Below are 15,868 nucleotides of genomic sequence, written 5' to 3'. Positions count from 1 at the left end.
TACCCTGATGATATGCAAAAAATAATCAACGGCATCGTAACGCTACTCGTTGTGTTCGGAAATAACATTTTCGCAGCAGAGGGAATGACAGTTAATCAACCCATAAAAGTAGAAGTTAGAAAATCTGATAAAGGCTTTCAATTGCTAAGAGGTGGAAAACCTTACTACATTAAAGGCGCTGGAGGTACTTCTTACTACAATCGTGTAGCTGCTTACGGAGGAAATTCTGTACGTACCTGGAGTACCAACAATGCGAAAAACATTCTCGATTCTGCACAAAAAAACGGACTTACGGTAATGATGGGCTTGCCTGTTACACCAGAGCGTCATGGTTTTAATTACGATGATGCAGCTGCGGTTAAAAAGCAGTTCGATAAAGTTAAAGCAGAAGTAATGAAATATAAAGATCATCCAGCTTTGCTGAGTTGGGGCATTGGTAACGAACTTAACCTATCTTACAAAAATCCAAAGGTTTGGGAAGCTGTAAACGATATCGCGAAGATGATCCACGAGGTTGATCCAAACCATCCTGCTACTACTGTTTTGGCGGGCATCAATCAAAAGGAAATTGATCAAATTAAAGCTACAGCTACTGCAATAGATATTTTAGCAATTAATACTTACGGAGGTTTGGCCGAATTGCCAGCTAAAGTTAAAGCTGTGGGGTGGACAGGTCCTTATATAGTTACAGAATGGGGCCCGACTGGACATTGGGAAGGCTTACAAACCGAATGGAATGCGCCTGTGGAAGAAACAAGTAGCGAAAAAGCTGCGGTATATTTTAACCGTTATAATTACGGAATTGATAGAGATAAAGCGAATTGCTTAGGTTCGTACGTGTTCTTGTGGGGACAAAAGCAGGAAAGAACGCCAACTTGGTATGGGCTTTTCACTTCAAGAGGTGAAGAAAGCGAAGTGGTAGATGTAATGCAATACCTTTGGACTGGTACTTTCCCGAAAAATAAAGCACCACACATTTACGGCTTTGTGCTGAATAAGCAGAAGTCGAATCAGAGCGTTACCTTAAAGCCAAGTACAAATTACGACGCAGAAGTTATCGCTTTTGATCCAGATAAAGACCAGTTAAAATATAGATGGGAGCTACTGCCCGAAGCAACTAAAGTAGGCGAAGGCGGTGATCATGAGGATAAACCAGCAACCGTAAAAATGAACTATAAGGATCTTGGCAATGGTAAAATCAGTATTACTGCTCCAGCTGCATCAGGTGCTTATCGTTTATTTGTTTATGTGGAGGATGGAAAAAACAAAGTGGCAACCGCTAACATCCCATTTTTTGTAAAGTAAAATACCGAGCGATTAGATTTTTGAACTTAAACCCGAGAAAATGAAGGCACGCACATTATTGTTTAGAAGTTGTATCATGGCGCTTTTTGTACTAACCATGAGCATGAGCTGCAAAAAGGAGGCAAAAGCCACCGAGCCAACAGATTTACAATTAACAGCAAACGTTAGTAGCGATGGTTCTGGAAGAGTAGATTTTGTAGCTACAGCAAATAATGCAGATCGTTATTTGTTTTCTTTTGGGCAAAGCGCTAACGAGAGCATTCGTTCTAATGACGGTAAAGCGTATACGATTTATGCCGAAGGTGGAACTTACACCGTAAAAGTAACAGCGTATTCTGCTAGCAATAAATCTATAGAGCTTACCAAACAGGTTACCGTAGAAAAGAACGAAGTAATAGATAACAGTGGTTACATCTCACCAGAAACTTATCCGGGTATGACCTTGGTTTGGCAAGATGAGTTTAACGGCACTGCTTTAGATACTAGGTTTTGGACTTTCGAAGAAGGTAACGGTCACGAAGGTTGGGGCAATTGGGAGTTACAATATTACCGCCCAGAAAATACCCGAGTGCACAATGGCTACTTAACCATCACCGCAAAAAAGGAATCTTTCGGTGGACGTGAATACACTTCATCAAGAATAAAAACACAAGGCAAAAAGGATTTCTTATATGGTCGTATCGAGATGAGAGCTAAGTTGCCGAAAGGTCAGGGTATTTGGCCTGCGTTTTGGGCTTTGGGTTCAAACATTACAACGGTGAATTGGCCATTTTCTGGAGAAATCGATATCATGGAAATGGTTGGCGGTGGCCCAGGAAAGGATAACACCCTCCATGGAACAGTGCACTACGAAGATGCAGGACACAAATATATCGGCGGTTCTACCACGTTAAAATCTGGCGACTTCTACGATAAATTCCATGTGTTCTCTATCGTTTGGACAGCCAGCTCAATCAAGTGGTATCTCGATAACGAAGAGTTTTATACGTTCGATACTACTGGCGCAAATAAAGACGAATTCAGGCGCCCATACTTCCTCTTGCTTAATCTAGCCGTTGGCGGAAATTGGCCAGGTGCACCAAATGCAAGCACCGTATTTCCACAAAAGTATATTATAGATTATGTGAGAGTTTTTCAATAGAACTATCTTCATCCGTTAGTTAATAGATTGTTTGAATAAGCCCCGAGGTAAAACTTGGGGCTTTGGTTTTTAGATGGGGATCGATAAGAGATAGTAATGGCGATTTAACACCCCGCCTTTCAGGCACCCCTCTAAAAGAGGGGAATATAAGGCGCTAACCCCTGATGGATCGGAAGTGATCGGACATCGACATGTTATAGTCGATTAACCAGTTACACAATTTAACCAGTTAACCAAAAAACTAAAAAGCCACGCTCATTTTCTTTTCTGGAAAACTCGCCTTTGTACTTTTTCGAGCTCCATTCTTTTCTACGTGAAGAATATTCATTTGATCATCAAACAAATCGTATAAAATGCCATTATTTGCAACTAATGTTTTAAAAGAGGATAACTTTTCTACTTCCAGATATACATTGGTTGCTTCATGATCATTTTCAAAGCCGAGAAAATTAGGCTTTACCATTTTGCCATCTATAGCAATTTTTAGATTTGTCTCTATATAGTTTTTGATGAAACCGTTCATCTCTTTTTCTCTGTTTTTAGCGTGCAAATCAATTTTGCTCTTAAATCTTTGGCTTAACACGTTTTCAAAATCATCCGTAAAAATCCTACATGTAATTTCTAAGGTTTTGTCCTTAGCGTTATGGCTAATTTCAGTTGTACTTACATGAAACGGATGCTTTTTATTCTCCTCTAGCGGCAAAAAGCTTAAAGGAAGTAACATCAGAAGTAACAATTTTGAAAATATTGTGCTCATTTTTATTATCTAAACCTTAAAAGTAACAGAAAGAACCTAACTTAGAGTAAAATTCACCGCTAAAATTAACTTCGATATGTCCTTTTCCGATTTCTTATTCTATTTTGAGTTAGGTTGGTCGCATATTGTAAGTTTAGATGCCTTAGATCACCAACTCTTCATTTTGGCATTAGTAGCCGTTTACACTACCAAACAGATCAAACAAATTTTGATATTGGTAACGGCTTTTACGATTGGTCACTCCGCTACTTTGGCATTGAGTGCTTTAGATATCATCCGTTTCGATAGTAAATGGGTAGAATTTTTAATTCCCTGCACTATTTTTATCACTGCTATAGCCAATTTATTTAAAAATGGGAAGAGGCAAAAAGGAGTACAAATTAATTATTATTTAGCACTGTTTTTTGGCTTAATCCACGGAATGGGCTTTGCAAATTCGGTCCGTATGATGCTGGCAAAAGACCAATCTATAGGCTGGGGTTTGTTTGGCTTCAATTTGGGCTTAGAAGTAGGGCAAATTGTTTTTGTTGCTTTAACAATGTTGATATCGGGAATTTTGCTTTATTTCTTCAAAGTGAGGCAAAGAGATTGGATCATATTTTTATCATCCGCAGTTTTTGCATTAGCTTTACAAATGGCTTTGCAGCGCATACCTTTTTAATAAGTATCAAATGAAAAGATTTTACGGTTTCTGTTTAAGTGCTACATTACTTGCTTCATCGGCATTGGCACAAAATATCCAAAACAATCCGGGTAGCAACCATGGTAATAAGTTCGAGCAATTGGGCACTATATTACCTACACCAAACGAACAGCGTACCGCTAGTGGCGCACCAGGGGTAAAGTATTGGCAACAACGTGCAGATTACGATATCAAATGCGAATTGGATGAAAACACGCAAACCTTAAAAGGTAGCGAAACCATCACCTATTATAACAATTCGCCAGATCCTTTGACTTACCTTTGGATCCAGCTCGATGAAAATCAGCATAGCAACCTCAAAAATGCCAACTATCAAGTGTCTTCTAAAATGCCAGATAGAGCTACAGACGTCCAAGTAGAAAACTTTTCACTTTCTAATGCAGACAATGGTTTTGGTTTTAATATTCTGAAAATTACAGATGCGCAAGGTAAAAATCTAAAATATACCATCAATAAAACAATGATGCGTATAGAAACACCTGTTTTAAAATCTGGAGATAAATTCGTTTTCAATATCGATTGGAATTACAAAATTGTAGATCGGATTGCGAAAGGTGGTAGAGGTGGTTACGAATATTTCCCAAATGATGGAAATTACTTGTTCACGATGGCGCAATGGTATCCACGTCTTTGCGTTTACAGTGATTTTCAAGGTTGGCAAAACCAACAATTTACAGGCAGGGGCGAGTTTGCGCTAACCTTCGGTGATTTTAAAGTACAAATGACCGTGCCAGCAGACCACATGGTAGGTTCTACAGGCGAGTGCCAAAACTATGCACAAGTACTAACCCCAACGCAACTATCGCGATTTAATACTGCTAAAACGGCTAAAGCTCCGATAGAAATAGTAACCTTAGCAGAAGCTAAAGCTGCCGAAACCAAAAAATCGACGGCCAAAAAAACTTGGGTTTTCCACGCTAAAGATGTGAGGGATTTCGCTTGGACTTCATCACGTAAGTACATTTGGGATGCCATGAACCAAAAAGTGGCAGATAAAGACGTGCTTTGTATGAGCTTCTACGGCAAAGAGGCTTACAATTTGTACGGCAGGTATTCTACAAGGGTAGTTGCGCATAGCATCAAAACCTATTCAGATTTCACTATTCCTTATCCATATCCAGTAGCGCAAAGTATTGAGGCTGCAAACGGAATGGAATATCCAATGATTTGTTTCAACTACGGCAGAACTAACGAAGACGGAACCTATAGTGAAACCGTGAAAAACGGGATGATTGGTGTGGTCATTCACGAAGTGGGCCATAATTTCTTCCCAATGATCATCAATAGCGATGAGCGCCAGTGGTCTTGGATGGACGAAGGTTTGAATACGTTTACGCAGTTCTTAACCGAATCATCTTGGGACGATAAATTTCCTAGCAAACGTGGGCCAGCTCATGCCATTGTGCCTTATATGCAGTTGCCAAAAGATCAGTTGGAACCTATCATGTCCAACTCTGAAAATATTGTGCAGTTTGGTCCTAATGCTTATGCAAAACCTGCTACGGGCTTAAACATTCTTCGGGAAACTATTATGGGCCGCGAACTTTTCGACTATGCTTTCAAGGAATATTCAAAAAGATGGGCGTTTAAACATCCAACACCAGCCGATTTCTTTAGAACAATGGAAGATGCTAGTGGAGAAGATTTAGATTGGTTTTGGAGAGGTTGGTTCTACAGCACCGATGCTTGCGATATCTCTTTGGATGAAGTGAAATATGCCAAAGCCGATTTCCCGAAGCCTGCAAAAACGATGAAGCAGAAGCAAACGGTAGATAAACCTATCTTAACAGATGACGATATCAGCAAACAAAGAAATAGGGAAGATAAGCGCATTAAGTTCTATACAGATCAAGATTTGGAAGCTCGTGATTTTTACTGGAAATATGCGAGAGGTTTGGTGCAAATAGACAGCAGTAAAGTAAAAACAAAAGAGGTAAGATTGCCTTTGGAAGAGTTTACCAGCGAAGAAAAATCTAAATATGCCAACAAACATTTTTATGAACTGAACTTTAGTAACAAAGGCGGTTTGGTGATGCCAATTATTGTAGAGTTCACTTTTAAAGATGGTACTAAAATGGTGGATAGAATACCGGCACAAATATGGAGACTGAACGAAGTGAAAACTTCTAAATTTTATGCGCTAGATAAAGAAGTGGCGGCCATTAAAGTAGACCCTTTCCGCGAAACTGCTGATATCAACGAAAGTAACAACACTTGGGGAGCGGTAGAAGCTGCGCCATCTAAATTCCAGATGTTTAAGGCTTCAAAATCTGCAGCTGGCAGGGGGCAGTCTGAAGGCGTCAACCCAATGCAGTTAGAAGTGAAAAAAAGCAAATAATAATTCTCGGATAAATACCCGAAGGCCTCGATTTTATCGGGGCTTTTTTGTAACTTTTTATTGCGGTAGCTGTTTAGTATTCGTCATTGCGAGGCACGAAGCAATCTTAAAGCGGTATGTTGTCATTTCATAACAGAATGCTTCGTGCCTCGCAATGACGACCAGATTCATAGCAACGTATAATCCCTAAACCGTATCTTTGTAATAATGAAGTTCAAACTCATCTCTGAATATAAACCAACTGGCGATCAGCCGGGGGCGATAAAACAATTGGTAGAAGGAGTAAATGCTGCCGAGCATTACCAAACCTTGTTAGGTGTAACTGGTTCGGGTAAAACATTTACCATCGCAAACGTAATTGAGCAAACGCAAAAGCCAACGCTAATCCTTAGTCATAACAAAACTTTGGCAGCACAGTTATATGGCGAAATGAAACAGTTTTTTCCAGAAAATGCGGTGAACTACTTCGTTTCTTACTACGATTATTATCAGCCAGAGGCTTACATGCCTACAACGAATACCTATATCGAAAAGGATTTACAAATCAATGAAGAGATAGAGAAACTGCGTTTGCGTTCTACGTCTTCTTTGATTTCAGGTCGTCGGGATGTAATCATTGTTTCTTCTATTTCCTGCATTTACGGTATGGGAAACCCAGAAGATTTTTCTAAATCCGTATACCGTTTTGGTGTAGGTACAAGGGTAAGTAGAAATGCTTTTTTACACCACCTGGTGGAAATTTTATACGCCCGTACCATTAATGATTTTAAGCGTGGAACTTTCCGTGTAAAAGGCGATACAGTAGATATTTATCCAGCTTACATGGACCATGCTTATCGTATTTCATTTTTTGGAGATGATATCGAAGAATTATCAGCTATTGATCCGGTTACGGGAAAAACCATAGAGAAATTAGAGGATATTGCCATTTACCCAGCCAACCTTTTCGTTACACCAAAAGAAAGGTTTAACCAATCAATTTGGGGCATACAAGAGGAATTGGAAGTGCGTAAAAACCAACTTTTAGGTGATGGTTTAAATCTCGAAGCCAAACGTTTGGAAGAACGTGTCAATTTCGATATCGAGATGATGAAAGAATTGGGTTATTGCTCAGGAATTGAGAACTACTCCCGTTTCTTCGATGGCCGCTCGCCAGGTATGCGCCCCTTCTGTTTGTTAGATTATTTTCCAGATGATTACCTGATGGTGATTGATGAAAGCCATGTAACGGTGCCGCAAATTAGGGCAATGTACGGCGGCGATAGGTCACGTAAATTATCGTTGGTAGAATATGGCTTCCGTTTGCCATCGGCGCTGGATAACCGCCCGCTTAACTTTGAAGAGTTTGAACGTTTAGCACCGCAAACTATCTATGTAAGTGCTACGCCAGCCGATTACGAGCTGCAAAAGTCTGATGGAGTGGTAGTAGAACAGGTAATTAGACCAACGGGTTTGTTAGACCCCTTAATCGAAATCCGCCCTGCGATAAACCAAGTAGATGATTTATTGGACGAAATTGATAAAACCATTAAACAAGGCGACCGTGTGTTGGTAACCACGCTAACCAAACGCATGGCAGAAGAACTGACCAAATACATGGATAGGCTGAACATAAAATGTCGTTACATCCACTCTGAGGTGAAAACTTTAGAACGTGTGGAGATATTACGTGGCTTACGTTTGGGCGAGTTTGATGTGCTGATTGGTATTAACTTGCTGCGTGAAGGTCTAGATTTGCCAGAGGTAAGTTTCGTAGCTATTTTAGATGCAGATAAGGAAGGTTTCTTGCGTTCGGATAGAGCATTGATCCAAACCATTGGTCGTGCAGCTCGTAATGATAGAGGTCGGGTAATTATGTACGCCGATGATATCACCGAATCGATGGAGCGTACCATTAGCGAAACCAACCGACGCCGGGAAAAGCAAATTGCTTACAACTTAGAACATGGCATTACACCAAAGACTGTCGGTAAATCTAAAGAAGAAATTATGGAGCAGACCTCTGTGTTGGAAGTTTCTGAAAAACAGAAAGCCAGAGCAAAAGCTTACGTAGAAGTAGACGAAGTGAGCATCGCTGCAGATCCAGTAGTGCAATACATGACCAAACCAGAGCTACAAAAAGCATTAGATAAATCTCGTAAAGAAATGCAAAAGGCAGCTAAAGAAATGGATTTCTTATTGGCCGCCCGTTTACGTGATGAGATGTTTGCTTTGGAGAAAGTATTTGAAGAAAGGTTTGGAAAGTAGAATACCTACTGTGGATTTCGAAACTTTAGTCTAAATGGTTTTTGCATATATTTTTTTAGCGTTTCTCGGCTTTGACGACGTAGGTATTCGTAATGCTGTCGTGCCAACCTCTTTGATTAAATAAAAATGATAAAGCATTGAATGGGATAAGCCTGCAAAATGTTCTGCCAAATCTTTGAGCGATAGACGGGCGAGCACCTTCATCGTTAACAATGATGTTGCCGAGTATAGTTTTGCCAATGGTGATATTGAAAACTACTTCCAAAACTAGATAATAGAAAAGTGTAAAAAATGAAACTATAATAGATGCGCCGGTTAAGGTATTAGAAGCTCTTATTAATGATGCGAGAAATGGAATATCTAAAAAATTAGTGTTAAATAGTAAATACCTATAGGTGCTAGAGGTCGAATAAATAGCTGAGAAATAAAAGGCTACATCAAATAAGTGATGAAATAATCTATTCCACCTATTAACTGGTCTAAAAACAACATCACCATTATCTTGCTGATCTAATAGGGGAGTAGCATCTTTTTGAAGAATATATAGCACATAGCCTTTAAAAGCAAACAAAACATAATTAAGAACAATAAAAAATGGGTTTATCATCCCAATGGGCTTATTTGGAGAGAAAAAGTTCCAATAGATATTAAAAGGCAACAATACTAAATATGTGATGACGAAGTATTGTAGATAGATTTTTAAAACGGTACTTTTTTTAAACTTACTAACAAACAATTGCACGATTCCTATTAGATAAATTATTAGCGTAAGTGGCTGGATATAATTCTCTAATGGCCGAGGGAAAAATGGAGAACTGCTATTATACTTCAGTTCAAACTTAATGTATGAAAATATGGAATAAATAAGCAAAGAAGATAGTATAAAAGCTAATATTTTTATTTTTGGTATTGACTTGAGCATTAATTTTTAAAGATTATTTAGATGAATAAAATAGTTGTTCGAATATAAATTTAAGAAAACAACTGTATTATAGGTAGTTTTGAACCAAAATATAATTACAATTGTGCAAGGACAAAACAGAAACGAAATTTACCCAGGTTTAGAAGTGGGGATTATTTTAAAGAAAGATCAGCGAAATGGAAACGTAACTTACGGTGTGGTAGAAAAATTACTAACCTCTTCGGCTTTCCATTCCAGAGGAATAAAAGTACGTTTAGAAGATGGGCAAATTGGTAGGGTTTGCGAAATTGTTGAGGAAGGGTGAAGCATACAGTAAGAATTTATTTGCAATTCAAAATCCCGTAGGGATGCCCTTATGGTAGGAATTGAAAGGATACCAATTACAAAGTCCCGTAGGGACGACCATTGCAAGATTTTTGCTAGGATGTGTTTGTCAGATGAAAACGAAAGCCTAATTTGTAACAAATCCATAAGTTTCTAATAGAATTGTAATGAAATTGCAATGAAAATCGTTACTTGAAACAAATAACTGGAGGCAAAGTCTATATTTGTAATAACAGTATTGATATGGGATTTCTGATAAAATTTATATTCATCACAATAATTGTACTCTGGATAATCAGGTTATTGATTAGGCTTATATTCCCTGCTGTAATAAGAAATGCTTTTGGAAACATGCAACAGCAAGCTCAACAACAGCAGCAGCAACAACAAAGACCGCGTCGTCCAGAAGGCACTATTTCTATAGATCACATGCCTAAAAAAGAAAAACGAAGAGGCAACGCCGATAATTTGGGTGAATTTGTAGACTACGAGGAAGTAAAGTAATCTAGTTTTCTTCTTTTTTCGGAGACAACCACTTTCTAATTGGCAAATCGTAAAATTTCATGGCTAAATAGGCGATAATAATTTGACCTATAATTAATGACGGAATTACCCAAGCTAATGTTTGATGGTTGGGTTGCGCCTGTGCGTAGTAGTTGCCAAATGCCCAAAGTACAAAGTAGTGCGTAATGTAAAGTGGGTACGAAAGTTGTCCCGACAGTCGGCAAATTCCCTGGTGCGCCGGATTTAAAACCGTTCCCGCTCCCAAGGCAACCAAAAACGGAAAGTAAACAACAATCAACAAGGGTTCGGTGATCCAATTCCAACTATCTCGGTATGGAACAAAAAATGCCAATGCAAGTAACACGGCTACTAATGGAAAGCCTAGCTTATTTTTAATGATCAACTGATAACGGAATACGCACATACCTGCTAAAAACGAGAAAGCCACTCTTACACCGCCATCCCAAAAATTATCTTTAGACCAACCTCCGCTTATATTTCCCGCTGATTTGGAAACATAGAAAAGCATAGCTGCTGCTACGATTGCCAACAGTAATAACCAAACTCTTTTAAGGCGATGCAACACTAATGCATATACAATATTTGCTACGTATTCCCAAAAAAGTGTCCAAGCGGGTGCATTTAAACCAAAATTATTAAAAGCTCGTTCGGCAATAATTGGGTAAGGTATCATCAAGATTGATGCAAAAAACAACAAGGTCAATTTTCCTGTGCTGTACGCTTCTATTTGATTTCCGAATGGGTCGAAGATAAAACCGAGCAACCCCAATATCGTTCCCAAAACTACCAGCGGATGCAACCTCACTAATCTTTGTTTGAAGAAGGTTTTCAAGCCCATTTGTGTTAACCTGTCATCGTAAGCATAAGCAACTACAAACCCAGACAAACAAAAGAAAAAATCTACCGCCAAATAAGCATGAGCAATTAAATCGTCGGGATGTGGCGTGTACATTTCTATAAAGTGAAATACCACCACAGCCATTGCGGCAACACCACGTAAGCCATCTAAAATTTCGAAATGTGCTTTACTCTTAAATGCTGCGTTGGCAGATAATTCGCTCATTTTGGTTTTGGGTTAAAGTTCAAGAATAAGCATTTTGCTTGGTTTGAGCAAGGTTTTTGTGTACGTACGTTGTTACATAAACCCGATTGAAGTGGATGCCGATTTTCATCGGCATGAACGGAAAGCGGGACTACCCTTTCAAAAGAGCTACTAACACTGCTTTTCAAAAACATCTAAATAAAATAACGATGCCTTAACAATCAGTTAATTAGCAGTATAGACTTTTGTAAAAGTTAATTATCATACTATGCTTGAACTGTTTTTAATTGTATGCCTGGTTCTTTTTGTAGCGTTTTTCTTTAGTCCGTACGAGTTAACCGTTGGCGAAGAGGAAGATTAATAACGCTACCAAAATTAGCTTATGGAGAAGAGAAATGTAGAAATTGTGGTGATTTCTGATGTGCATTTGGGTACATACGGCTGCCATGCAAAGGAGCTATTAAAATACCTGAAAAGCATTAAGCCAAAAACGCTGATCCTTAACGGTGATATTATTGATATTTGGCAGTTTAGTAAGCGCTATTGGCCAGAAACGCACATGAAAATTCTGCGAAAACTGATGAAGTTTGTAGTAGAAGGTGTAAATGTGTACTACCTTACGGGAAACCACGATGAGCTTTTGCGCAAGTTTGCTGATATGAGCTTGGGCTCTTTTTACCTTCAAAACAAACTAGTGATGGAACTGGATGGTAAAAAGGCTTGGTTTTTTCATGGTGATATTTTTGACGTAACGATGCAGCATTCTAAATGGTTGGCAAAGTTAGGCGCAATTGGTTACGACACCTTAATTTTACTGAATAGCATGGTAAATTCGATGCTTACTTTTTTTGGTAAGGAAAAAATGAGTTTCTCTAAAAAGATTAAAGCTAAGTTTAAGGATGCCGTTAAATTCATCAATAGTTTTGAGGAAACTGCTGCGGAATTGGCTATCGAAAACGGTTATCAGTATGTAGTTTGCGGGCACATTCATCAGCCAGAAAAGAGAAATATTTTAGCGAATGAAGGTGAGGTTTTGTACCTGAATAGTGGCGATTGGGTAGAGAATTTAACCGCTTTAGAATACAGTGCTGGGAATTGGGAAATTTTTAAATACGAAGCGCAAAACTTCGTTAAAGATGAGATAGAGCAGGGCGAGCTTTCGGATGGAGATGACTTGACAGGAAAGCTGGATGTGAACATTTTATTGCAGAAAATTAAGTTAGAAATTGCCTGAAACTTGAAAGCGTGTTAGCATCAAATCGGTTGAAATTACAAAAGACCGTTAACGATTATAGACCAAATTACGACATTGGCGGGGACGCCAATGGGAGCATTATCCTTCTGTGTCATTTCCTGCATACTGAACATTATTCCTTGTTAGCGGGGACGCCAACAAGCATATTTTTAATACGCACTCAATAAAAATATACTTTGATTTTTAAACAGTTTCTGAATACTGCAGAAAAATATAGATATTAGAACCCGAATGAAAATACTTTACGCCATACAGGGAACGGGCAACGGACATGTGAGCAGAGCAAGGGAGATAGTTCCGCTTTTACAACAGCATGGCGAGGTAGATTTACTGATTTCGGGCACACAGGTGGATGTGAAGTTGGCGCAAGAAATCAAGTATAACTTTCATGGCTTTAGTTTTATTTTCGGCAAAAAAGGTGGCGTAGACCATTACAAAACCTGGAAAAACATGAACCTTTTTCAGTTCAAAAAGGACATGAATGCCATTCCACTAAGTGATTACAATCTCATTTTAAACGATTTTGAACCTATTTCTGCATGGGCTTGCAAGCTAAAAGGTATAGAAAGCGTTTCGTTAAGTCATCAGGCTTCGTTCAAATCTAAAAAGGTGCCGCGGCCTAAAACTATAGATTGGGGCAAACTGATTTTAAGTAGATATGCACCAACTACGCATCATATTGGTTTCCATTTTGATAGGTACGATGATTTCATTTACAAGCCTGTAATTAGAAGTGAAATTAGACAGTTGGAGGCAAGCAATTTGGGACATTACACGGTTTACTTGCCAGCCATAGATGATAAAGATTTGGTAAAGGTGCTGAAACAAATTCCACAGGTACGTTGGGAGGTTTTTTCTAAGCATACCAAAATAGCTTATGCGGATGGAAATGTATTTGTTGAACCGGTAAACAACGAAAAGTTTAACCAAAGCATGGCAAGCTGTGAAGGCGTTTTTACTGGTGGCGGTTTTGAAGGGCCAGCAGAGGCTTTACACTTAGGCAAGAAGTTATTGGTTGCGCCAATGCGTTTCCAGTACGAGCAGCAATGCAACGCCTACGCTTTAAAGCAATTTGGCTTGCCCGTAATTTGGGGCAGCAACAGAAATTGGGTGCCTATCCTCAAAGATTTTGTAGCTAAGCCACAAGAGCATAAATTCGATTTCCCAGACGAAACGGCTTCAATTATTGCCCATACGGTAAATACTTTTGCCAGATAAATTTCTTTACTTTGTTGCAAAGTTGCAATACCGGCAACACTTATTTTCGGTTAAAGATGATTAATCAGTTTAGAAGTTTACATCCACTTAATTTGGCATTGCTGGTAGCGTACACCATTTTTATGCGCATGGCGATTTTTTTTCATCTGCCGCCAGAGCTTAATGTCGAGATTTTAGAATCTTACACTAAACTTTTTATCAATATCCCAAATGATGTGCTATCTGCCGAAGCAAATGTTTTTTTCGCAACTGTAATAGCATTGGTGCAGGCGCTTATTTTTAATCGTATCGTTAATAATCACGGCTTATTGGCCAAGCCAACTTATCTACCGGCATTACTATACGTTACCGGTACAAGTTTATTTTTGCAGTTTTTGGTGCTCAGTCCGGCTTTAATCTGTAATTTTTTAATCATCATCATCATTGATAAATTCCTGAAACTTTCGAAAACGGCAAGCGCCATGAGCATCATGTTTGATGTAGGAATGCTCATCGCCATTGGCACATTGATCTATTTCCCTTTCATATTAATGTTGCTGATGTTATGGTTAAGTTTACTGATGTACCGTCCTTTTAATTGGCGGGAGTGGATTTCGGGGATCATCGGCTTTTTAACCATTTTTATGTTTGTGGCGGTTTTTTATTATTGGAACGATAAGATAGATCGTTTTATTGATATCTGGCAGCCGCTGACCAACAAGTTCCCAAGTAAGCTACAGATTAACTACAACGATTATTTGGTGCTCATTCCGGTAGGTTTAATTATGATTTTGGCTGTTATACAGCTTAGGGACAACTTTTTTAGAAGTTTTATCAGTACCCGGAAAGCGTTTCAAATGTTATTCTTTATGTTTTTGGTAAGCATTTTCAGTTTCTATGCTAAACGTGGCGTTACAGTTTCACATTTTATGTTGTGTGTGCCTCCGGGAGCGGTGTTGTTAGCTTATTTCTTTTCTAATGCCAAAAAACGATGGTTTTACGAAACCCTTTTTGCCATTCTGGTGATTTGCATTCAGTACTTTTTGTTTGTTTAATATCCAATCAATCCAGCTAATCTGTACCCTCTTTTTTTAGTATTCCCAACAGATCGTTTGCTCCTTCTAACGCTCCATATTTGGCAATTAGTTGCTCTAGGTCTTTAATTGCTTCATCAAACCAGTATTTAGGATTTGCCGATTTCTTAAAGAGCATTATGCCAGTAGAATAGTGGTTAATGGCAGAAATGTAATCTTTTTTTATGAGATAAACCATTCCAATTTGAGGATAAGCACGCTCTAAATTTGGATTTAAACTTATTGCCTGCTTGCTGAACTCTAAACTTTTATCATACTCCTCTTTTTCAAAAGAGGCTCTGCCAAGCGTTGCAAAGGTTTCCGCTCTGCTTTCATTCTCAGTCTTTTTAACTATCATATTTTCTTCCACAATGGCTACCACTTCAAAAGTGACAGATGTTCCTTCGGTAGCACTTGGGTTTCTAAAAGCTAAGCACCATTTATTAGACATTGTTTCGTTAATATATACCGTTCCATCACGATAGTTTTCTCTGGAGAAATCGGTGTCATAAGTGAAATTACCCCTCAGCTGATCCAGTGTTCTATTAAATTTACTGCAGTTTTCTCTGTCCATTAGGTAAATATCACAAACACCAGCACCCGATGGGGTTAAAATGGCATTGGTAGCAACCGCTGTTAATCCGGTGGGATCATAAAGCCTAGTAAGTTGAGATAAAAGTCCAATGTTTATTTTTGATTTTTCACCTTTTGAAGTGGTGAAAGAATAATACCATTCTATTGTATTTTTTGGAAGTGTAATGTTGAAAGACGTGCTTGATCTACCTCCTAAAGTTCCTCTGGTTCTGCCATTCAAGTAGAATGTTTGTGGGGTCATTACTTGTACCACCTTTCGTTCCTTCTGTGCATTTTGTCCTTTTGCCAGCAGAGCTATAAATACTAAAATTAAAACTGAAAAAAACTGTTTCATACTACATTGTTCTAACTTATCATCGTTATAACAAAACAAGAAGGTGCCCATATTGTGTTTTTAGATTAATTTTAATCGTTTCAAGAACTTAGTCTTTAAAACAAATCTTTT

General features: G+C 38.6%; 14 protein-coding genes. 10 read left to right on the top strand and 4 right to left on the bottom strand.

Annotation, left to right across the window (positions count from 1 at the left end; all coding sequences use genetic code 11):
* Nucleotides 1-12 precede the first annotated feature (12 nt).
* Together REI64_RS03690 and REI64_RS03685 are read left to right on the top strand one after the other, a co-directional pair.
* Nucleotides 13-1,305 (top strand): glycoside hydrolase family 2 TIM barrel-domain containing protein, encoded by a 1,293-nt coding sequence (locus tag REI64_RS03690; protein ID WP_308848744.1) that lies wholly within the window; start codon nt 13-15, stop codon nt 1,303-1,305.
* Between the two features lie 40 nt (nt 1,306-1,345).
* Complete coding sequence (locus tag REI64_RS03685) at nt 1,346-2,446, top strand: glycoside hydrolase family 16 protein (RefSeq protein WP_308848743.1); 1,101 nt, start codon at nt 1,346-1,348, stop codon at nt 2,444-2,446.
* Nucleotides 2,447-2,687: 241 nt separating this feature from the next.
* Here the strand turns inward: REI64_RS03685 and REI64_RS03680 are convergent, their stop codons facing one another.
* Nucleotides 2,688-3,170 (bottom strand): DUF6702 family protein, encoded by a 483-nt coding sequence (locus REI64_RS03680; RefSeq protein ID WP_308848742.1) that lies wholly within the window; start codon nt 3,168-3,170, stop codon nt 2,688-2,690.
* A 109-nt stretch (nt 3,171-3,279) separates the two neighbouring features.
* Here REI64_RS03680 and REI64_RS03675 point away from each other — a divergent pair, with 109 nt between their 5' ends.
* The 3 genes from REI64_RS03675 (at nt 3,280) to uvrB (ending at nt 8,491) form a co-directional block, all read left to right on the top strand.
* On the top strand, nt 3,280-3,864 hold the full coding sequence (locus REI64_RS03675; protein WP_308848741.1) for a HupE/UreJ family protein: 585 nt from the start codon (nt 3,280-3,282) through the stop codon (nt 3,862-3,864).
* Between the two features lie 10 nt (nt 3,865-3,874).
* Complete coding sequence (locus REI64_RS03670) at nt 3,875-6,244, top strand: M1 family metallopeptidase (protein WP_308848740.1); 2,370 nt, start codon at nt 3,875-3,877, stop codon at nt 6,242-6,244.
* A 207-nt stretch (nt 6,245-6,451) separates the two neighbouring features.
* On the top strand, nt 6,452-8,491 hold the full coding sequence (gene uvrB, locus REI64_RS03665; protein WP_308848739.1) for an excinuclease ABC subunit UvrB: 2,040 nt from the start codon (nt 6,452-6,454) through the stop codon (nt 8,489-8,491).
* Between the two features lie 55 nt (nt 8,492-8,546).
* Here the strand turns inward: uvrB and REI64_RS03660 are convergent, their stop codons facing one another.
* On the bottom strand, nt 8,547-9,098 hold the full coding sequence (locus REI64_RS03660; protein ID WP_308848738.1) for an RDD family protein: 552 nt from the start codon (nt 9,096-9,098) through the stop codon (nt 8,547-8,549).
* 418 nt (nt 9,099-9,516) lie between these two features.
* Here REI64_RS03660 and REI64_RS03655 point away from each other — a divergent pair, with 418 nt between their 5' ends.
* Together REI64_RS03655 and REI64_RS03650 are read left to right on the top strand one after the other, a co-directional pair.
* Complete coding sequence (locus tag REI64_RS03655; protein ID WP_308848788.1) at nt 9,517-9,717, top strand: YwbE family protein; 201 nt, start codon at nt 9,517-9,519, stop codon at nt 9,715-9,717.
* Nucleotides 9,718-9,980: 263 nt separating this feature from the next.
* Nucleotides 9,981-10,241, top strand: coding sequence for a DUF4834 family protein (locus REI64_RS03650; RefSeq protein WP_308848737.1), 261 nt, complete (start codon nt 9,981-9,983; stop codon nt 10,239-10,241).
* Between the two features lies 1 nt (nt 10,242).
* Here REI64_RS03650 and REI64_RS03645 read toward each other — a convergent pair whose 3' ends face one another.
* Complete coding sequence (locus tag REI64_RS03645; protein WP_308848736.1) at nt 10,243-11,325, bottom strand: acyltransferase; 1,083 nt, start codon at nt 11,323-11,325, stop codon at nt 10,243-10,245.
* A gap of 361 nt (nt 11,326-11,686) precedes the next feature.
* Between REI64_RS03645 and REI64_RS03640 the strand changes: the two genes are divergently transcribed.
* The 3 genes from REI64_RS03640 (at nt 11,687) to REI64_RS03630 (ending at nt 14,811) form a co-directional block, all read left to right on the top strand.
* The gene (locus REI64_RS03640) at nt 11,687-12,538 is read left to right on the top strand and encodes a UDP-2,3-diacylglucosamine diphosphatase (RefSeq protein ID WP_308848735.1); all 852 of its coding nucleotides are present in this window, start codon (nt 11,687-11,689) and stop codon (nt 12,536-12,538) included.
* A gap of 252 nt (nt 12,539-12,790) precedes the next feature.
* Nucleotides 12,791-13,777, top strand: coding sequence for a glycosyltransferase family protein (locus REI64_RS03635; RefSeq protein ID WP_308848734.1), 987 nt, complete (start codon nt 12,791-12,793; stop codon nt 13,775-13,777).
* Between the two features lie 56 nt (nt 13,778-13,833).
* Nucleotides 13,834-14,811: a DUF6427 family protein gene (locus tag REI64_RS03630; protein ID WP_308848733.1), complete on the top strand. Its 978-nt coding sequence runs from the start codon at nt 13,834-13,836 to the stop codon at nt 14,809-14,811.
* A 16-nt stretch (nt 14,812-14,827) separates the two neighbouring features.
* Here REI64_RS03630 and REI64_RS03625 read toward each other — a convergent pair whose 3' ends face one another.
* Nucleotides 14,828-15,757: a tetratricopeptide repeat protein gene (locus REI64_RS03625; protein WP_308848732.1), complete on the bottom strand. Its 930-nt coding sequence runs from the start codon at nt 15,755-15,757 to the stop codon at nt 14,828-14,830.
* Nucleotides 15,758-15,868 lie beyond the last annotated feature (111 nt).

It is taken from the genome of Pedobacter sp., from assembly GCF_031119335.1.
Taxonomy (GTDB): Bacteria; Bacteroidota; Bacteroidia; order Sphingobacteriales; family Sphingobacteriaceae; genus Pedobacter.
This window is presented reverse-complemented; position numbering and strand designations above follow the sequence as displayed.